Below are 20,479 nucleotides of genomic sequence, written 5' to 3'. Positions count from 1 at the left end.
TAAATTTCTTCATTTCCTGTACTTCCAGTGCACATATTTGGTTAGGTTAAAAAAAAGTTAAAATTTTCTTAGGAAAAAGTAAAGCTTTTTGGCACTGTTATATAAAAGGCAAATTAGCATGGTTGATAGAAGTAAATTCAATGCAGAAGACTTCCTTGTGGATAGCACTTTTCAGCAGTATTGTGCTGGAACAGATCCACTATGCATTGGATATTGGGAGAAATACATTAATGCCCACCCCGAGCAGGCAGCAGTAATAGCTGAGGCGAAAAAATTATACGTAATACTGAGTGGAAATAAGCGCCCGTTAAACAAACAGCGCGAAAATTTAGCAGAAACCCTGTTCCCCGTAGTAGAAACCGTGAAGCTTAAAAATTACTTATGGCTTAAAATTGCAGCTACCGTAGTGCTGGTGTTGGGTTCGGTGTTTTTATATCGTACATACCTTAACAAAAGCACTCAAAGTGCAGTGCCGGAGATTTACAGTTTTACCACTAAAAGCGGTGAGCGTAAAAAAATTATGCTGCAGGATGGTACCTCGGTTTTGCTCAATGCAAAGAGTAATTTAACCGTTAGTAAAGATTTTAACGATAAATGCCGTGAAGTAACTTTAACCGGAGAGGCTTTTTTTGATGTAGCACACGATAAAGCCAAACCCTTTAAAGTGCACACTACCGATTTTAACATCAATGTACTCGGTACCGCATTTAATGTGAAAGCTTACGCTGACGAAATTACTTCGGAAGCCACCTTGATTCGTGGTTTGATTACCATGGAAGCTACGAGTGGGAATGGCGGTATTATTACCTTAAAACCAAGTCAGAAGGTAACCTTTTACAAAACAATTGCACAAAAGCAGCCCGCTAAACTGGTTAAACCCACTGCACCAAAGCCCGAAATTACCATTAACCATTATACCAAGATTAAGGATAGTACCATTGTAGAAACAGCCTGGACCCAAAACCGTATCGAAATTTACGACCAGGATTTTGATGAAATTAAAAACATCCTCGAAAAATGGTACAACGTAGAAATCAGCTTCAAAAATCCGGAGATTGAAAAATACCGCTTTACTGCAACCATTACCAACGAGACCATAGCAGAAGTTTTACAAGCATTACAACAAACCGAAAACAATTTTAAATATGAGATAAAAGGAAAAAAGATCACCATTTCGAAATAGGAACAAAAAAAGGACGGTGTTGGAGCACCGCCCTTATAGGTTTCCTTCTTGATTAATTAATGGCAGTTTATGCGCAAACAGATTGCTGCCAAGAACTTATGCAACCAAAAAAAACAAAAATATGATTAATTATTACTTACTGCAAGGGCATCCGAGATACCGGAGGCTTTTAAAATTCATTATGCTAATGAAACTAGCCTGTATTATGGTTTTCATTACCTGCCTTAATGTTTCAGCATCTGTTTTTTCCCAGGAAAAAATTTCGTTAGATGTGAAGAAAACAAAGCTGGCAAAGGTTTTACAGATTATTGAGCAGCAAAGCAGTTACCATTTTGTTTACAGCTCTTCTTATGTACCGGTAAACCGGGATGTAAGCATTACTGTAACCAATACTTTGGTTACCGATGTGCTGGCAGCCATTTTAAACAGAACGAACCTGAAATATTCTGTTTCTGATGGTGGCTTAATTGTCATTAGCAAGAATAAAGAAGTCCCAATTACAGGAACTGTAAAAGATGCACTTGGAGGTGCTTTACCCGGTGCCAGTGTGCGGGTAAAAGGAACGGGTATCGGTACCTCAACCGATGTAAATGGAAAGTTTGCCTTAAATGCACCCGAAAATGCTATTCTGGTAGTTTCTTATGCAGGTTTTCAAACCAAAGAAATTGCAATTAGTACCAAAACCGTTATCGATATTGTACTTACCGAAGATACCAAGCAATTAACGGATGTAGTGGTTACGGCTTTGGGCATTAAAAAAGAAAGAAGAGCTTTGGGCTATTCGGTTACGCAGGTAGGCGGCGAAACTTTAACCCAGGCGAGGGAAAATAGTGTGCTCAATTCCTTGGTAGGTAAAGTTGCCGGTTTAGATGTGAGTTCAACATCAGGTGGCGCAGGCGCGGCAACCAGTGTAATTATCCGCGGGGTTTCCAGTTTAGGCCAAAGTAGTCAGCCACTATATGTAATTAATGGTATCCCTATGGAGAGCGAGCCTGTTGGCCGTTTCAATGCCAATTCGGTGGGCAACTCTGGCGGACAATACGACAATGCTCCCGATCGTGGCGATGCGATTGGTAATTTAAATCCCGATGATATCGAAAGCATTTCGGTTTTAAAAGGTGCCGCTGCAGCAGCATTGTATGGGTATCGTGCTAAATCAGGAGTAATTTTAATCACCACCAAAAGTGGCAAAGGCAACAGCATTGAATTTAACAGCAATTACGTGGCCGAGCAGATTATGGACCGCACCAACTGGCAGTATGTTTATGGTCAGGGCGTAAACGGGCAAAAACCGGCTACACAACTGGCAGCAGCTTCAACAGGTGGTTCCAGCTGGGGTGCACGACTGGATGGTTCGAACGTGGTGCAGTTTGATGGGGTAAGCAGGCCTTATTCTGCTCAACAAGATAACATCGAAGATTTTTACAAAACCGGTAATAGCTTTACCAATACCCTGGCTTTAAATAAAACGTTTACAGGCGGAGTAATCCGCGTTTCGGGCAGCGACTTGCACAACAACTCAGTAGTGCCCAATTCAGGTTTAAACAGACAGAACTTTACTTTGTCGAGTACTTTCGATCCGATAAAAAACCTCGTAGTTGATGCCCGTTTCAATTACATTTTAGAACAGGCTAAAAACCGGCCAATGGTTTCGGATGGTGCTGGTAATGCCAATTACAATGCTGCATTTTTACCAACCAGTGTAAATATTAACGATTTAAAACCCTGGAAAAATGATAAAGGAAACGAAATCCTGTACAATACAGGTAATCCCTATGCTACCAACCCCTGGTTTGCAGCTTACGAGTTTATCCACAACACCAAAAAAGAACGTTTATTAAGTTCGGCAAATGCCAAATATACTTTTGATAATGGCTTGTTTTTACAGGCAAGGGCTGGAAGAGATGCCTACAACGAAACTTATCTGGGCGTAACACCTTCCGGAACTGCTTACGATACTGATGGTGGTTTTACCGAACAATTAACAAATTTTTCTGATATTAATGTAGATGGATTAATCGGTAAATCGTTCAAAATAGACGATTTCGCAATTACCCCTAACATTGGTGCCAGTTACCGCCGCACCAAATTAACGCAAACAACCAATCAGGGAGGCTCTTTCCAGATCCCTGGCATCTATACTTTATCCAATACCGGTGGAAAAACTGTTAGTGTGGTACAAAGCGACCAGGAAACACAATCTGTTTACGGTACTTTAGAATTAACCTATAAAGATATCTTCTATTTAACTGCCAGCGGAAGAAGCGACTGGTTTTCTACTTTGGCTACACCAGGAAAGGACAATAAGCTAAGTGTGTTTTATCCTGCCATTAGTGGTTCATTTGTTTTTTCTGAGCTGTGGAAACCATCTTTCTTAAGCTTTGGTAAATTAAGGGCAGGTTATGCCGTAGTGGGTCAGGGTGCCTTACCATTTAAAACACAATTGTATTATAATCTGCGTAGCGAAACCGTTAACGGAAGTCCGATTGGTAATATTGTAAATTCATCTATTCCCAATGCTTCACTATTTGCCTCTAAAGCTAAAGAACTCGAGATTGGTACCGAGATGCGCTTCTTTGGCGATAGGTTAAATGTTGATTTTACCTGGTACAATAAAAAATCGAGCGATGAAATTTTGGATGTACCCACCTCCACCACTACAGGTTACAATGGTGCCACTTTAAACATTGGCGAACTGCAGAACAAAGGTATTGAAGCTTTAATTTCTGGCGTGGTGCTAAAGAATAAAGATTTCAGCTGGACATCCAGTGTTAACGGATCATATAACGATAATAAAGTAATTACGCTGGCTCCGGGCACAGCTTCACAACTGCTGGCCACTTCCAGAAGTAATGTGGGCTTTTTACAAAATATAGCCGGATTGCCTGTGGGACAGGTAATGGCCTACGATTTTAAGTACGATGCCAGTGGCAATATACTTAAAGATGCCAATGGAGCTCCCGAAAGAGGCGAATTAAAAGCCTATGGCTCTGCCTATAGCAAATGGAGCGGAGGCTGGAACAACGAATTTAATTATAAGGGTGTAAACCTTTCGTTTTTAATAGATGGTAAATGGGGTGGTAAAATCTTCTCGGCAACCGATTATTATGGCTATGTGTTTGGATTGCACCAGGCTACTTTAGAAAACCGCGATGCGCTGGGTGTAAATGCAGCCAATTATTACACCACCTATGCCAATAATGTTTCAAAACAATTTGTTCAGGATGCCAGCTTTGTCAAATTCAGGCAGGTAATATTAGGTTATAATTTCCCGGCCAAAATGTTTAACAATAAGATTAAAGGCCTCAATTTAAGTTTTGTTGGGCGTAACTTATTCATCATCATGAAAAAGACAGATAACATCGATCCCGAATCGAGTTACAATGCCACTTTTCCGGGGATGGAGTTGGGTGGTGTGCCACCCGTACGTACCTATGGTTTAAATTTAAGTGTTAAGTTATAATCCTTTAAACGAATTGAAAATGAAAACGATCCTAAAATTATACGTGCCACTTATCTTATCCGGATTAACCCTGATAACAGGTTGTACCAAAGACTTCGAAAAAATTAATACAGACCCGGTTTCGGTTGGGCAAGAACAATATAATCCCAATTATTTATTATCAACCGCCCAGTTAAATTATACCGGAAGCATCGATTTTGCTTACGAAACCTGGCGTGGCAATTTAATTTATGCTTCTACCATGATGCAGGGCATGTCATCGGTAATTGGTTATTGGGCAGGCGATAAATATCTGCTGAATGAAGGTTATACGGCAGCGTACTGGGAAAAAGCTTATCCCGATCAGGTAAAATATGCCGCCGATCTGGTAGAATTTACCAAAGGCAAAGCACAATACAATAACGTTTATCAAATGGGCAGGATTTGGAAAGCCTTAATTTTTGAGCGTTTAACCGATTTATATGGCGATGTACCTTATTTTGATGCAGGTAAAGGCTATTATACCGGCAATTTATATCCGAAATACGATGCACAACAAGCCATTTATACCGATTTATTAAAAGAAGTGGATGAGGCAGGTAATGCACTTAATGCAAGTGGCGATGCGGTAACCGGCGATTTGGTTTTTGCAGGCGATATTGCCAAATGGAAACGTTTTGCGGCAAGTTTAATGTTGCGCATGGCCATGAGGCTAACTAAAGCCGACGCTACTTTAGCCCAAACTTATATCAATAAAGCGGTGGGCAAAACCATGACAAGCGATGCCGACAATGCATTTTTTAAACATGATATCAACGGCAGTCGTGTTACACAGAACAGAAATGCACAGGTTTTACTCGGCGATGGCGGTCAGGAGAACTTCTACACCCGCTGGAGCAGTACTTTTATCAACTACCTGAAAACAAATAACGACCCGCGTTTAAGTAAAGTGGCTGTAACCAAGTTGTATTTAACTGATGGCACTAAAGATCAGAACCCGGCTTACATAACTACTGCTGCGGTACAAAAAGGAATGCCTAATGGTAAAGATTTGAGTGGCATTGCCGGCAGGGATGTGCGTCAGGATCCATCTTATACCGATTTTACAGATTATTCTTCGCCGAACCCCGGCATGCTGAAGAGAAATGGGAATACCTTTATTCTTACCTATGCAGAAACCGAGCTACTTTGGGCAGAAGCTGCACAACGTTATGGTATTGGTGGTTCGGCTGCTACGCACTACAACGCTGGTGTAACTTCAGCCATGACTTACCTTTCGCAATACGATGCCGCCATGGCAGTTAGTGCAACCGATGCTGCAGCCTACCTTACTGCACATCCTTACGTTCCTGCAAACGGTTTAGATATGATTGCCACTCAATATTGGGCACATACCATTACTATGCTCGATTTTTACGAAACCTGGTCTAACTGGAGAAGAACCGGACTTCCGGCTTTGGTGCCTATTGTATATCCAAATACCAATACCGGTGGCTCCATTCCCCGCCGTTTCCCTTACCCGCTTTTTGAAGGTGTATCTAACGCTACCAATTACAAAGCTGCATCAGCAGCCGTTCCTGGTGGAGATAAACTGGTAGGTAAAGTATGGTGGGATAAATAAAACAAATCATCCCTTTTTTACTGGCCGGCATTGCTCAAAGCAGTGTCGGTTTTTTTATGCCCTATAATTAGGGTATCCAGAAATGATGGAACGAGATTAAGATAGGTTTTTAAGGAAAGTGATCAAACGTTTGTGCTGTGCCGGTTTCTTTACTCCATATTTTAGCTTAACCAGAACAGCATTCCTGTAGTATTAAGTAGTGGCGTATATCAGGTTTAGTTTAATTTTTATGTTTTTTATGATGTTGTTAACCAAACGTTTGCGCTTAATTTGTTGGCGCTACCTCAATGCCAATGTTTTACCTTAGTTTACAGGGCTCAGGTTAATACTTCAGGTTATTGCATAATAAAAAAAGCAGCTATACTCTTGTACTTCACCTAAACCTTCAATTAACATCTTAAACTTTAACCCTATTTAAAAATGAAAAAAGTAATCGGTTTATTGGCTCCCGTATTGGTTTTTACGGTTGTTCTCTTCAGTAGTTTTACCCCCGAAAAGGTAAAAGTTTCAACTCAGAAGCTTACGCCGCTGGGAGTAATTACGGTAACCAAGAATTTTACTACAAGCAATGGCTTGCCCGCAGTAGCCACGCTGCAATACACTTCAGGTCAGGTGTATTCGAGTATTACCATAACTATTCAGGGCGAAGGTAATGTGCCGTTAACATCGGTATCTCACTCTTCCGGACCTATTTACGCTGATCGTTTTGAAGGCTATAAAGCAGGGAGTTATTACGAATATTTTGCCGATGTACTGGTAACCGGAAACCAAACCATAGGCTGGCAAATTTCTGATGTAAGTGTTGAAGCTGTGGTAATTTAATATTGCTTTGAATAAAGAACTACTACTAAACATGGCGGTTTTTTGCGGGCCTGCATAGCTTAACGCCATGCAGGCTTTTTTTTATTGGTAACATTTCTAATGCGATTTTTGATTAACCACACAATAGTTTGATATTTAGAAACCAAACCAACTAACGCAATGAAATTCAGATTTGTACTTACCACCTTTTTAATAAGCGGGCTTATGGCCCAGGCGCAACAAGGGCCTAAAAAAAATCAATCAAAAGAAACGGTTACCACTACACAGGTTACGGTAAAAGAAGAAGCTAAACCGGGTAATAATGAGCGGAGTATCAAAGTAGAAAGTACAGTGGTGAGCAATCACTCAGTAACGATTGATGGCAAAGCCGTTCCGTATAAAGCAACAGCGGGCACCCTGCCTGTTTGGGATGAGGATGGAAAGCCTATTGCAGGATTATTTTATACCTACTACGAGCGTAGCGATGTGCAAAACCGCGATAAAAGGCCATTGGTTATTTCTTTTAATGGCGGTCCGGGCTCTGCATCTGTTTGGATGCACATTGCCTATACCGGTCCAGTGGTATTAAATATCGATGATGAGGGCTATCCCGTACAGCCTTATGGTTATAAAGAAAACCCATATTCTATTTTAGATGTGGCCGATGTGGTGTATATCGATCCGGTAAATACAGGTTATTCGAGAGCGGTAAGCAAGGATATTCCTACAAACAAGTTTTTTGGCGTTCGGGCCGATATTAAATACCTGGCCGAGTGGATTAATACCTTTATTACCCGAAATAACCGCTGGGCCTCGCCTAAATTTTTAATTGGCGAGAGTTATGGTACTACACGCGTTTCGGGATTAGCACTTGAGTTACAAAACAGTCAGTGGATGTATTTAAATGGGGTAGTACTGGTTTCGCCTACCGAACTGGGGATTGATAGAAGCGGTCCGGTTGATGCTGCTTTGCGCTTGCCTTATTTTGCTGCAACTGCCTGGTATCATAAAGCTTTGGCTGCCGATTTACAAGGCAAAGATTTAACGGCAATGCTACCCGAAGTAGAAACCTTTACCATTAATGAGCTTATCCCGGCCATTTCGCAGGGCGGTATGCTTAGTACCGATAAAAAGAAAGCCATTGCCGTTAAAATGGCACGTTACTCAGGCCTTTCAGAAAAGGTAATTCTAGATTATAACCTTAACGTACCGACCGATTTTTTCTGGAAAGAACTGTTAAGGGATAAAGGTTTTACTGTTGGGCGTTTAGATTCGCGCTATCGTGGCATAGATAAAATGACAGCTGGCGAGGGGCCTGATTATAATGCAGAGTTAACCTCATGGTTGCATTCTTTTACCCCTGCTATTAATATGTACCTGCGCAATGAGCTTAACTATAAAACTGATTTAAAGTACAACATGTTTGGCTCGGTTTACCCATGGGATAAAAGCGGCGACCAAACCGGGGATAACCTGCGCCAGGCCATGGCACAAAACCCTTATCTGCATTTGCTGGTACAATCGGGCTATTACGATGGAGCATGCGATTATTTCAACGCTAAATACAGCATGTGGCAGTTAGATGCTGCCGGTAAGTTGCAAGACCGCATGAGCTGGGAAGGTTACCGTAGCGGACACATGATGTACCTGCGTAAAGACGATTTAAAAACAGCTAATAACCATATCCGCGAGTTTATTAAAAAAGCCTTGCCAAAAGCAGGCGAAGCTGCTAAGTTTTAATCAGGATTTTAAGGATATATTGATTTTATGATTCATAAATCGAGAGTTGACAAATTTATAGGTAAATTGCCATTGAAGTTGTCAACTTTCATCTCCTAGCTCCGTGTCTTCACGGACCTCTTTTTTTTGGGTATTCAGCGGTTTTTAATTTTTTGGAGCGCAATACCCGTACAAAAATTTATCGTTACTCCTGCTTTCCATTGATTCCGGTGAAAAAACAGGGATTCATTTCATCCGATAGCTACCGGATCAGGGCTAAGTAAACTAAGGCGGTGGCACAGAAAAGAGGCATAGCTGCAGTAACCCGTATAAAATAAACCTGATCGGACGGATGCCGCCGTTCGCGGCAGGAGGTAGAGCAGGACAGAACAAAACCGAAGCAGCACTGCAATTGCTTTTCAAATTATAATCGCCTTTGTTATATGTATATGTTAACTTGCTGAGCTAATTTATGCTTGTAAAAACGCAAACAAAAAACTCATCGCGGCAAACTAAAAATAATTACTTATTTTTGTGGTTCAATTATGCAGCAGATAAAAACATCATTCGATTTTGAAAAACCTATCGCCGACCTGGTTCAGCAGATAGAGAAAGTTAAGCAAGTTGCCGAAAAAACTAAGGTAGATATGTCTGCCACTTTAGATGAGCTTGACGGTAAATTAGATGAAACTACCAATAACTTATATAAAAACTTAACCGGTTGGAACAAGGTTCAAATGAGCCGTCACCCAGACCGCCCGCAAACACTCGATTATATCAACATGATCTGTGATGATTTTATTGAGTTGCACGGCGATAGAACGGTTAAAGATGATAAAGCGATTATAGGTGGTTTTGCTTCAATTAACGGCCAAACAGTAATGGTTATTGGTCACCAGAAAGGTAAAAATACCAAAGAGCGCCAGTATCGCAATTTCGGTATGGCTAATCCTGAAGGCTACCGCAAAGCTTTGCGTTTAATGCGCCTGGCCGAAAAATTTAACAAACCCGTAATTTCTTTTATCGATACCATGGGTGCTTACCCTGGTTTAGAGGCCGAAGAACGCGGACAAGGTGAGGCAATTGCCCGCAACTTGTTAGAAATGTCGATCCTTCGCGTACCAATTATCTGTATCGTGGTAGGAGAGGGTGCTTCTGGTGGAGCTTTAGGTATTGGTATTGGCGATAAGGTTTACATGTTAGAGCATACCTGGTACTCGGTTATTTCGCCCGAATCTTGTTCATCTATCTTATGGAGAAGCTGGGATTTTAAAGAAAAAGCTGCTGAATGCCTTAAATTAACTTCTGACGATATGTTTGGCAATAAGTTAATTGACGGAATCATTCCTGAACCTTTGGGCGGTGCACACCAGGATCCTGAATTAATGGGAAAAACCTTAAAAGAATATATTGTTAAAGATTTGGCTTCATTAGGTAAGCTAAAAACCGATAAACTGATCGAACAACGGATTGAAAAATTCTGTGAGATGGGTGTGGTTAACGAATAATCATCATTAACTAAAATAAATTTTGAATCCTGTTTGGCATTGCCGGGCAGGATTTTTTTATTGGCATTTTGCTCACGCTCGTTTCTAACGAGCGTGTAAATAGCTCGTCGTATTTTACGATGTTAATGGACTTTTATTTGCGATCGAATCGCAAAGTTAGGTATGCACTCGTTGGAAACGAGCGCAAGCTCATAAAACCTGTGAGGTTTATTTTGCCAAAAAAAAGCAGCTACAAATTAATGCAGCTGCTTGTCAATTATTTTAAGATACTTTTTACTGTTGCGGACCTTGTGCCGGGAATAACATCGATAAACGACCCTCCAGGTTGTTAAATGTTTTCTGAAGCTTATCGCTCAATTTATCCTGACCGGCGGCCTTACTGGTTTTAATCATCCTATCCAGGTAATATAAACCCGTTTGAATATTTTGTGAGCCAGTTAAGCTTTTTTTCGATTCCGAGATATCGGCCAGGTAATTTAGTTCTTTGTTGATGTAATCGCCTGATTTTTCTAAAATATCATTTGCCCTGGCAGTCTCGCCAAGTTTGTACAGGTTTTCGGCCATGTAGAATTTCACTACTACGGTACGGATACCGAAGAATTTATCAGGCATTACCTCATAATACTTATCGATAACTTTTTTAGCTTCAGCTATTTTACCGTCTTTAATCAGGCTGCCCGTTAAGCTGCTGAAAATGTTGGTGAAGATAAAAGTATCATCTGATGATTGTGGATCTAAATATTTAGCGGTTTTCATATTACCCCACTTAAATTTAGTCATTACGTTATTGTATAAAACAGGTGTGTTTAACTGCTCCGGACGCTCATCAGCTGCGGTAGTGTCAGCTTTGAAAGGCAATAAACGCAAAGCTAAACCTTCGCTGTATAAATACTTGTCTAAACCGTTATATTGCTCAGAAGGTACTGTAGAAGCGAAGTAAATCGGACGTTTCCAGTTGTTATGCGCAAGGATATCGAACATAGCCAAAGTTCCTTTGGTTACATATCCTTTGTTAAACTTCCAGTCCATTTCTGTAGTAATTTTCGAAGCATCTGCTGCCGAAACTGTTCCGGTGCTTACCACCTGCTGTGGATCTACTGTAATTTTAAAGTTTTTGGTTGGCAGGAAGTTAGATTTTGTACCATCCTGCATCGGAACTTTATCGCTTTCGTCGTTTGATAATAATAAGTCAACCACGTTTTTCAATTCAACGTTGCCGGCAAGTTTATAATCATCGTAAGGCATTACATCACGCTCGCCCTGTACATATTGTTCAGGTTTCATGGTAATTGGCAATGGAGCAGATTCGTTTTGTTTCTGGCGTAAACCGTTAATATACCAATCTGTATCAAATAAACTCAGGTTTACAATACGAACATCCGGACGTACATTCTCTACTTCCTGAATGTACCAAAGCGGATAGGTATCGTTATCGCCGTAGGTAAATAAAATGGCATTTGGCGCGCAAGATTGCAGGTAATCTAAAGCAATATCATGTGGAACCAGTTTGGTAGAACGATCGTGATCATCCCAGCCTTGCGCGGCCATAATAACCGGTGCTGCCAATAAACCAATAACAGTGGCACCAATTGCACCTGCCGTTGGACTTACTTTCTTAAATACCCATTCTTTAAGCGCTAATGCGCCTAGCCCAATCCATATGGCAAAAGCGTAAAAAGAGCCTACGTAAGCGTAATCCCTTTCACGTGGTTCAAGTGGTTTTTGGTTTAAGTATAACACAATGGCAATACCAGTGAAGAAGAATAACAAACCCACTACACCTGCATCTTTTTGGTTGCGTTTAAAGTGCCATAAAGCACCAATAATACCCATAATTAAAGGCAAAAAGAAGAAACGGTTATAAGCTTTGTTATCAATGGTTGATGGTGGCAAATTGGTTTGGTTACCACGTAACCAGGAGTCGATAGGTTTAATGCCGCTAATCCACTCGCCTTCAAAACCGCTACCCTGGCCTTGTTCATCGTTTTGGCGACCAACAAAATTCCAGAAAAAATAACGCATGTACATGTAGCCAATCTGATAGCTGGCTAAGAAGCCTACGTTATCAACCAAGTTTGGTGTTTTAGCATCATCTAAATGCATCCACTCTTTGTAAAACTGTGCATGTTTAGGATCATCGCTATACATGCGTGGCAATAAAGTATTGTTGTTGTACTCATAATCGGTTTTTTTACCGGCTACTTCGTATTTTTCTTTTCCTTTTCTCCAGATGGTTTTTCCTTCGGTTACACCTACTCTTTCCGAGTTATAGTTAGGGCCATAAGCCAGTGGTCTGTCGCCATATTGCTCACGGTTCAGGTAACTTAAAAAAGAGAAAGCATCTTTAGGGGCACTGTTGTTTAAGTTCGGATCTGCTTTAGCCCTGATAATAATCATCGAGAAAGAAGCATAACCGAAAATAATCAGCACGGTAGAAATTAATCCTAAGTTTAACAGTTTCTTTTGGTGTTTAATCGAATAACGGATACCCCAAACCAAGGCTCCGATTAATATAATAGCAAAAAATAAAACCCCGGTACCAAAGCCCATACCCAATGTATTTACGAAGAATAAATCGAAATATGCACCGAACGAAACCAGGTATTGGATAATGCCATACTGGATTACTGCCAGAATTAAAATACCAACAAGTAAGGTTTTAAAAATACCGCCTGTAGTAGCTTTATCAGTTCTTTTGAAATAATAAACAAAAGCCAGCGCCGGGATGGTTAACAAGTTTAATAAGTGAATACCGATAGATAAACCCATGATATAGGCTATAAACAGCAACCAGCGGTCTGCTCTTGGCTCATCGGCATGCGCTTCCCATTTAAGGATAGCCCAGAAAACAATGGCAGTAAATAACGACGATTGGGCATAAACCTCCGATTCAACTGCCGAAAACCAGAAACTATCAGAAAAAGTATAGGCCAACGCACCAACAGCGCCAGCACCCATAATGCTAATTAGTTTACCGGTTGTAAGTTCTTCGCCAGCTTTAACAATGGTCTTTTTAGCCAATGCGGTAATGGTCCAAAATAGAAATAAGATAGTGGCACCACTGGCAACAGCAGAACCTACGTTCATCCAGTAAGCAATCCGGGTTAAATCGCCGGTTGCAAAAATAGAGAAGAAACGTTGGATCATTAAAAACAAAGGTGCTCCTGGCTGGTGAACTACCTGCATCCTGAATGCCGATGCGATAAATTCGCCGCAATCCCAGAAGCTGGCAGAAGGCTCTAAGGTTAAAACGTAAGTTAGTGTAGCAATTAAAAAGCAGATCCAGCCTACTATATTATTAACTTTTGAATAATTCATTGGTTTGTTTAATGATATTAAAAATTGTTTTTACATAAAAATGCTGCCGAAATTAACTATTCTAGTCGATAAAACAGGTAATTTTTTAGATTGATTTAACAAAATTTAACGCCTTAATCCCATTCACTTCGAGGATTTTGGCCAATCCTGAAAATAAAAAACCACGGACTAAAATGTAAAATCTGCCCGTGGGTTAAAAATTAAACTGTTTTTCGCTTAGCCTGTAGCAAAAGGGGTAAACCTGGCAATCTGGTTATTGTATTGTTTTTCTAGGCTTTGGCTTAGCTCATTTTGTTTAAAAGCTTCGGTCAGTTTTACCATCTGACCTAAATAAGCCAGGTAAAAACGTACATCCTGCTCGGCAGCCAGCTGATTTTTGCTTTCGGAAACATCTGCCAGATGGGTAAGCTCCCTATTCACATAGTCGGCTGTTTTTTTAATCATGGCATTTGCCTGGTTCAGATCGTTTAAGCGATAAAGGTTTTCGGTAAAATAATAAGTGCTCATTACCTGGCGCATACTGTAGAATTTAGCAGGAATTACCGCCATAAATTTATTGGCAACCTTTTTACTTTCGGTAATTTTGCCTTCGTTTAGCAGGCCGGTTAGTAAACCATTAAACATGTTCGATAACATAACTACATCATCTGATGATTGCCTGTCTAAATGGTTGGCATTTTTAATGTTGCCAAATCCGTAAACGTTCATCAGGTTGTTGTACAATGGCTTAATGTTAATGCGGTCGAAATCTTGTTCAATTGCCGTATCTGGTTTTAAAGGCAATAATCTTTTGTTCAGCCCTTCTGAATAAAGGTATTTATTCAAACCTACATATTGCTCATCGGGCATTGCACCGGTAAAATAAATCGGGCGTTTCCAGTTGTTGTGTACCAGGATATCGAATAAAGCCAGTGTGCCTTTGGTTACGTAATTCTGGTTAAAGGTCCATTCCATGCTGCCGGCAATTTTACCTGCATCTTCTTTAGGTACGGTACCGGTATCTAAAACCTGTTGCGGACTTACCGAAAGTTTAAGGTTTTTGGTTGGCAGCACGTTGTATTTTGAGCCATCGTTCATGGTTACCTTATCTGCATCGTTATCCGATAACAGCACATCTAAAATTTCTTTCAGTTCAATGTGCTGGGCAATTTTATAATCCTGGTAATACATAATGTCGCGCGTTCCGGCTACGTATTGGTTTGGCGTTATGGTAAGTGGGAGGGGCTCCGATTGGTTTTGTTTTCTCCGCATGCCATCAATATACCAATCGGCTGTAAACAGGCTCAGGTTTACTACGCGTACATCGGGGCGGATGTTTTCTACTTCCTGCGCATACCAAACCGGGTAGGTGTCGTTATCGCCGTAGGTAAATAAAATCGCATTGGGTGCACACGATTTCAGGTAATTAACCGACATATCGTGGGCTACATGGCTATCAGATCGGTTATGGTCATCCCAGCCTTGTTCTGCCATTATTATGGGCGCAGCAAACAGAGCGATAATGGAAGCGAAAATACTGGCGCGTACGGGTGTTAACTTTTTAAAAGCCCAGTCTTTTAAGCCAAATACCCCCAGACCAATCCAAATGGCAAAGGCATAGAACGAACCCACATAAGCGTAATCCCTTTCGCGTGGTTCAATGGGCACTGAATTAAGATATACTACTATGGCTATTCCGGTGAAAACAAACAGCAAGCCTACAACGCCTGCATCTTTCTGGTTGCGTTTAAAGTGCCAAACTGCGCCAATTAATCCGATAATTAAGGGCAAAAAGAAAAAACGGTTATAAGCTTTGTTTTCTATGATAGAGGGTGGCAGGTTTTGCTGATTGCCAAGCCTGATGGCATCTACGGGTTTTACGCCACTTAACCAGTTGCCCGCGCGACCGCCAAACTGGCCATCTTCATTATCTTGCCTGCCCACAAAGTTCCACATAAAGTAGCGCATATACATTTGTCCGGTCTGGAATGAAAACATATATTGCAGGTTATCCATTAAGGTTGGCTTATGCGTATCGTCAAAACCCATGTAATTTTTATAAAACTTAACATGTTCGGCTTTGTCGCTATACATGCGTGGTGCAAGGGTTTTATCGGCAAAAACATATTCAGACCTTGTTCCTGCTGATTCGTATTTTTTTTCGCCTTTGCGGTAAAGCTGGCCGGTTTCTTTGATATCGATCTTTTCCGAATTGTAATTTTCGCCATACAATAAAGGCCGGTCGCCATATTGTGCACGGTTAACATAGCTTAAAAAGTTAAACACATTTTCGGGATCTGTGTTATTTAAATTGGGTTTGGCTTGTGCTCTGATAATTAAAAGTGCAAAAGAACTGTAGCCGAATAAAAGCAATACAGTAAACAACATGATTAAATTTAGTGCCCTTTTATTTTTAAGGATGGAATAACGGATGCCGTATATCAACCCGCCAATAAGTAAAACAGCAAAGCACAATACTCCGCTACCAAAACCGAAACCTAAGGTGTTTACAAAAAAGTAATCAAATTTGGCTGCCAACGCCACCACATACTGGATTAGGCCAAACTGTACCACAGCCAATGATAAAATGGATACAAAAAATATTTTCACAACACCTTGCCAGTTAGGCGAAGGGTTCTTTTTGAAATAATAAACAAATATTAAGGCTGGGATGGTAAGCAGGTTTAAGATGTGCACACCAATAGAAAGCCCCATAATATAAGCTACAAACAATAACCAGCGGTCGGCTTTGGGTTCGTCGGCCTGCGATTCCCATTTTAAGATACCCCAGAACACAATTGCAGTGCAGAGTGATGATAAGGCGTAAACCTCGGCCTCTACGGCCGAGAACCAGAAACTATCAGAAAAGACGTAAGCCAGGGCGCCAACGAGGCCTGCACCCATAATGCTGATTGTTTTTTGGGTATTGATGGCTTCGTCTTTTTTAACGATGGTTTTTTTAGCCAAGGCGGTAATGGTCCAGAAAAGAAATAAAATAGTACCTGCACTGGCCAATGCCGAAGCTACATTCATAAAATAGGCGATTTTAGTTTTGTCGCCAAGGGCAAGGGTGGAGAATAATCGCTGGATCATCGATACCATTGGGGCTCCGGGCTGGTGTACAACCTCCATTCGGAAGGCCGAAGCAATGAATTCGCCACAGTCCCAGAAACTTACAGATTGATCTAAGGTTAAAATGTAGGTGGTTGCGGCAACAATGAAGCATAGCCAGCCCCCAATGGTGTTAATCCTTGAGTAATTCATAGTAAAAATTTAGTCTTTGATAATAAATGATTTAAGTGGTTCGTAGTAAAAAAAGTCGCAGAAAAAAAGAAAATGTTGCACGCTATAAGATGATTTTTTTATCTTTGCATCGCAGTCAGGAAGAGCGAGAAAGAAATTAAAAAATATTTTAAAATCACTCTTGCAAATTTGAAATAAGCTTCCTACATTTGCATTCCCTTTCGAGGAAATATCTTCGAGAAGTTTTTGTCCGATAGTATAAGGGTAGTACAACGGTTTTTGGTACCGTTTGTCTTGGTTCGAATCCAGGTCGGACAACGAAAATTTAACGTCGGATCATGTTTTAAACAGACATGATCCGATTTTTTTTAACAGCAAACTACACGGACCCATGCCATTGCAGTTCAACCCGGTAAAACTTTTTTCCGGAACAGGTTCTAAGGGATTATCACTTAAGATTGCCGAACACTACGGCAAGCCACTTGGTAACGTAACCATTCACAAATTCAGTGATGGCGAATTTCAACCTTCTTTTGATGAATCAGTTCGTGGTAGTGATGTTTTTCTAATCCAGTCTACTTACCAACCTAGCGATAACTTAATGGAGCTTTTGTTAATGGTTGATGCCGCTAAAAGAGCATCGGCACATTACATTACTGCTGTAGTTCCTTACTATGGTTTGGCACGTCAGGATAGAAAAGATAAACCACGTGTGGCTATTGGTGCCAAATTGGTGGCTAATTTATTAAAGTCGGCAGGTATTCACCGCATCATGACGATGGATTTGCACGCTGCACAGATACAGGGTTTCTTCGATATTCCGGTTGATCACTTAGATGGATCGGTTATTTTTGTGCCTTATATCAAAAGCCTTGGCTTAAAAAATTTAACTATCGCTTCGCCTGATATGGGTGGTTCGTACAGGGCACGTACATTTGCCAAGTTTTTTAATGCAGAGGTAATTATTTGCGATAAGCGCCGTAAACGTGCCAACGAAATCGAATCGATGTCGATTATTGGAGATGTGCAGGGACAAGATGTAGTATTGATTGATGATATTTGCGATACTGCCGGAACCTTATCAAAAGCTGCGGCTTTGATTATGGAAAATGGTGCTGCAAGTGTAAGAGCGGTTTGTACCCACGCCGTATTATCAGGTAAAGCAATTGAAACGGTAGAAAATTCGGTATTAACCGAGCTAATCGTTACCGATACCATTCCTTTAAAACAGGAAAGTGCAAAAATCAGGGTGCTAAGCACAGCAAGTTTGTTTGCAAGGGCAATTGCCAATGTAAACGAGCATGGCTCAATTAGCGATCTGTTTAGGGTATAGCGTTAAGCGTATTGCGGTTAGCGTTTGATATGCGCCAAACGCAAGGCCATAAAAATGAATTTAAAAGTAGCAGGTAAAAAGCTGTAAATCAGTCTTGATACTTGATACTAAATACTAATAAATAAATAGAAAATAAAAATGAAAACAATCGCAATTAGCGGTTCTCCAAGAGAGAACGTAGGGAAACGCGATGCCAAGGAACTTCGTTACGAAGGTAAAGTTCCGGCGGTATTGTATGGTGGTAAAGAGCAACAACACTTAGCTGTAGTTATTGCTGATTTAAGAGACGTAATTTATACTCCGGAAGTAAACTTTGTGGAAATCGAAGTTAATGGTGCTAAAACTAAAGCTATCGTTAAAGATACTCAGTTTCACCCACTTACCGACGTATTATTACACGTAGATTTTCTTCAGTTATTCGATGACAAGGAAATCGTAATGGAAATTCCTGTTAAATTAACCGGAACTTCTCCAGGTGTTAAAATGGGGGGTAAATTAATCCAGAAATTACGTAAACTACGTGTTAAAGCGTTACCAGCTAACATGCCACAAAACGTAGAAGTAAGCTTAGAGAAATTAGAAGTTGGTAGCTTATTCCGTGTTCGTGACCTTTCAGGTGATAAATACGTAATCACTAACACTCCTGAAGATACTATCGTTTCTGTTGCAATGTCAAGAGCATTAAAACAAGCAGAAACTGAAGCTGCTAAAGGTAAAAAGTAGTATTGATTTCACAGATTAATGTGATTTCACAGATTCTAGAAGCGGTAGAGAAACAATTCTTTACCGCTTTTTTATTTTATTGGCTTTACGCTTTCAGCTTTAGTCTTTGATCTTTCCGCTTTTCGCTTTGGTCTTTAAGCTTTATTCTTTGGTCTTTTCGCTTTAAGCTTCTACATTTGCACCCATGAAATATCTTATCGTTGGTTTAGGGAATATTGGTCCGGATTATGCACATACCAGACATAACATTGGTTTTGATATTGCCGATGAACTGGTTAAGGGATTAAATGGAAGTTTCGACAATATCCGACTGGCTTATTACGCCGAAGTGGGTTTTAAAGGCAAAAAGCTGCACGTAATTAAACCAACCACCTTTATGAACCTGAGTGGTAAAGCGGTAAACTATTGGATGAAGGAGCTTAAAATAGCGCCAGAGAATGTATTGGTAATTGTTGATGATTTGGCACTACCATTGGGCAAACTCAGGCTAAAACTACAAGGATCAAGTGCAGGGCACAACGGTCTTAAGAGTATAGAAGAAGTGTGCGGCGGACAAAACTATGCCCGTTTGCGTTTCGGTATCGGTAACGATTATCCAAAAGGTCGCCAGGTAGATTTTGTATTGGGTTTGTTTGATAAAGAAGAGCAATTAGAACTTCCTGCCTTAATTGATAAAAGTGTCGAGCTGATTAAGAGTTTTGTAACTGTTGGCCCAGCCCACACCATGACCGCTTTTAATAAATAGTTTTTTAGGTTAATCGGTTAACTGTTTAAATTGGTTAATTACTCACGCTGCCATCCCGAACGTAGCGAAGGATCTTTTGTAAAAAAGTATATTCTACCTGTACCGATTATAATAAATTTAAGCTTATATATCCCTCAAATGACAACCAAATTAATGGAATCTTTCAATAAGGTTATAATCAACGAAAATGATGATTAGGAAAGCAATTGCAGAAGCTCTTTTTAATGTTCGTCCTGCTTTTTGCTTGTAGTCCCGATTAGAAGGGAATCGGGAGCTACCGCGTCAATCAGGTTTATTGGGCAATGTTCCTGCTGCTATTGAGGGTTGAATAGCATAGTTTCATATTGATTTCCTTCCCTAATCCATGATCTGTGTCTTTATTGGCTATCTCATCCGGCGCAGATTAAGTAGAGGCAAGATCTTCTTTCTTTGCGTTATGCAACTCTAAACAGCATTACTGTCCGTGCCACCTAAACCCGATCGCAGTGGTTCCGGTGCTTCTCCGCAACTTATATTACAAAGTCAACCAGGATCGGAAATAACGGAAAGGTACTGTCTTCAAAACCAAATTAAAATCGATATATTTTTAATAAATTTGTTTAGTGAAATTTTTCTTCGGAAATTTTATCATGTGTAGCCTCTGCTTGTTCAGAGGCTATTATTTTTTGAGGATAATTAAAGTCAGTCTGGTATTTTTGTTTTTTTCTCCATAAGTAATACGCCATTATCAGTAATTTTTTCTGCACAGCAACGTATCCTTTCATCTTTATACCTGTTCTTTTATAAACTCTTTCGTATAGCATCTTAAACTGCGGCTGATCATCACGAACAGCACATAGGGCTGGCATATGCAGGATTCTTCTT

Annotated in this window: 11 protein-coding genes and 1 pseudogene; 9 read left to right on the top strand and 3 right to left on the bottom strand. The window is 40.4% G+C overall.

Features of this window, described 5'->3' with window-relative positions:
* The first annotated feature begins 118 nt into the window (after positions 1-118).
* The 6 genes from BLR37_RS22735 (at position 119) to BLR37_RS22710 (ending at position 10,274) form a co-directional block, all read left to right on the top strand.
* Positions 119-1,183: a FecR family protein gene (locus BLR37_RS22735; protein ID WP_090772685.1), complete on the top strand. Its 1,065-nt coding sequence runs from the start codon at positions 119-121 to the stop codon at positions 1,181-1,183.
* Between the two features lie 187 nt (positions 1,184-1,370).
* On the top strand, positions 1,371-4,646 hold the full coding sequence (locus BLR37_RS22730; protein WP_244154736.1) for a SusC/RagA family TonB-linked outer membrane protein: 3,276 nt from the start codon (positions 1,371-1,373) through the stop codon (positions 4,644-4,646).
* Between the two features lie 19 nt (positions 4,647-4,665).
* The gene (locus BLR37_RS22725; protein WP_090772753.1) at positions 4,666-6,246 is read left to right on the top strand and encodes a SusD/RagB family nutrient-binding outer membrane lipoprotein; all 1,581 of its coding nucleotides are present in this window, start codon (positions 4,666-4,668) and stop codon (positions 6,244-6,246) included.
* 420 nt (positions 6,247-6,666) lie between these two features.
* Positions 6,667-7,068 (top strand): hypothetical protein, encoded by a 402-nt coding sequence (locus tag BLR37_RS22720; protein WP_090772683.1) that lies wholly within the window; start codon positions 6,667-6,669, stop codon positions 7,066-7,068.
* A gap of 159 nt (positions 7,069-7,227) precedes the next feature.
* Positions 7,228-8,787, top strand: a complete 1,560-nt coding sequence (locus BLR37_RS22715; protein ID WP_208599716.1) for a S10 family peptidase — start codon at positions 7,228-7,230, stop codon at positions 8,785-8,787.
* Positions 8,788-9,311: 524 nt separating this feature from the next.
* Entirely contained in the window at positions 9,312-10,274 is a 963-nt protein-coding gene (locus BLR37_RS22710; RefSeq protein WP_082018658.1) for an acetyl-CoA carboxylase carboxyltransferase subunit alpha, read from the top strand.
* Positions 10,275-10,547: 273 nt separating this feature from the next.
* Here the strand turns inward: BLR37_RS22710 and BLR37_RS22705 are convergent, their stop codons facing one another.
* Together BLR37_RS22705 and BLR37_RS22700 are read right to left on the bottom strand one after the other, a co-directional pair.
* Positions 10,548-13,592 (bottom strand): DUF2723 domain-containing protein, encoded by a 3,045-nt coding sequence (locus BLR37_RS22705; protein ID WP_090772681.1) that lies wholly within the window; start codon positions 13,590-13,592, stop codon positions 10,548-10,550.
* A 216-nt stretch (positions 13,593-13,808) separates the two neighbouring features.
* Complete coding sequence (locus BLR37_RS22700; RefSeq protein ID WP_090772679.1) at positions 13,809-16,835, bottom strand: glycosyltransferase family 117 protein; 3,027 nt, start codon at positions 16,833-16,835, stop codon at positions 13,809-13,811.
* 370 nt (positions 16,836-17,205) lie between these two features.
* Here BLR37_RS22700 and BLR37_RS22690 point away from each other — a divergent pair, with 370 nt between their 5' ends.
* The 3 genes from BLR37_RS22690 (at position 17,206) to pth (ending at position 19,615) form a co-directional block, all read left to right on the top strand.
* Positions 17,206-18,147, top strand: a complete 942-nt coding sequence (locus BLR37_RS22690) for a ribose-phosphate pyrophosphokinase (RefSeq protein ID WP_090772677.1) — start codon at positions 17,206-17,208, stop codon at positions 18,145-18,147.
* Positions 18,148-18,285: 138 nt separating this feature from the next.
* On the top strand, positions 18,286-18,870 hold the full coding sequence (locus BLR37_RS22685) for a 50S ribosomal protein L25/general stress protein Ctc (RefSeq protein ID WP_039479449.1): 585 nt from the start codon (positions 18,286-18,288) through the stop codon (positions 18,868-18,870).
* 184 nt (positions 18,871-19,054) lie between these two features.
* The gene (gene pth, locus BLR37_RS22680) at positions 19,055-19,615 is read left to right on the top strand and encodes an aminoacyl-tRNA hydrolase (RefSeq protein ID WP_090772675.1); all 561 of its coding nucleotides are present in this window, start codon (positions 19,055-19,057) and stop codon (positions 19,613-19,615) included.
* Between the two features lie 599 nt (positions 19,616-20,214).
* Here pth and BLR37_RS25455 read toward each other — a convergent pair.
* A pseudogene (locus BLR37_RS25455) lies at positions 20,215-20,479 on the bottom strand (hypothetical protein); the annotation flags it as partial.

The organism is Pedobacter soli (assembly GCF_900101435.1).
GTDB lineage: Bacteria > Bacteroidota > Bacteroidia > Sphingobacteriales > Sphingobacteriaceae > Pedobacter > Pedobacter soli.
Note: the sequence above shows the minus strand (reverse complement) of the source record. Positions and strands in the feature narration are given on the sequence as shown.

Excerpts from the sequence above, each read along its gene's own strand:
- BLR37_RS22685 (WP_039479449.1), top strand. The coding sequence starts at position 18,286 with ATGAAAACAATCGCAATTAGCGGTTCTCCAAGAGAGAACGTAGGGAAA.
- BLR37_RS22710 (WP_082018658.1), top strand. The coding sequence starts at position 9,312 with ATGCAGCAGATAAAAACATCATTCGATTTTGAAAAACCTATCGCCGAC.
- BLR37_RS22735 (WP_090772685.1), top strand. The coding sequence starts at position 119 with ATGGTTGATAGAAGTAAATTCAATGCAGAAGACTTCCTTGTGGATAGC.
- BLR37_RS22690 (WP_090772677.1), top strand. The coding sequence starts at position 17,206 with ATGCCATTGCAGTTCAACCCGGTAAAACTTTTTTCCGGAACAGGTTCT.
- BLR37_RS22705 (WP_090772681.1), bottom strand. The coding sequence starts at position 13,592 with ATGAATTATTCAAAAGTTAATAATATAGTAGGCTGGATCTGCTTTTTA.
- BLR37_RS22720 (WP_090772683.1), top strand. The coding sequence starts at position 6,667 with ATGAAAAAAGTAATCGGTTTATTGGCTCCCGTATTGGTTTTTACGGTT.
- pth (WP_090772675.1), top strand. The coding sequence starts at position 19,055 with ATGAAATATCTTATCGTTGGTTTAGGGAATATTGGTCCGGATTATGCA.
- BLR37_RS22725 (WP_090772753.1), top strand. The coding sequence starts at position 4,666 with ATGAAAACGATCCTAAAATTATACGTGCCACTTATCTTATCCGGATTA.
- BLR37_RS22715 (WP_208599716.1), top strand. The coding sequence starts at position 7,228 with ATGAAATTCAGATTTGTACTTACCACCTTTTTAATAAGCGGGCTTATG.
- BLR37_RS22730 (WP_244154736.1), top strand. The coding sequence starts at position 1,371 with ATGAAACTAGCCTGTATTATGGTTTTCATTACCTGCCTTAATGTTTCA.
- BLR37_RS22700 (WP_090772679.1), bottom strand. The coding sequence starts at position 16,835 with ATGAATTACTCAAGGATTAACACCATTGGGGGCTGGCTATGCTTCATT.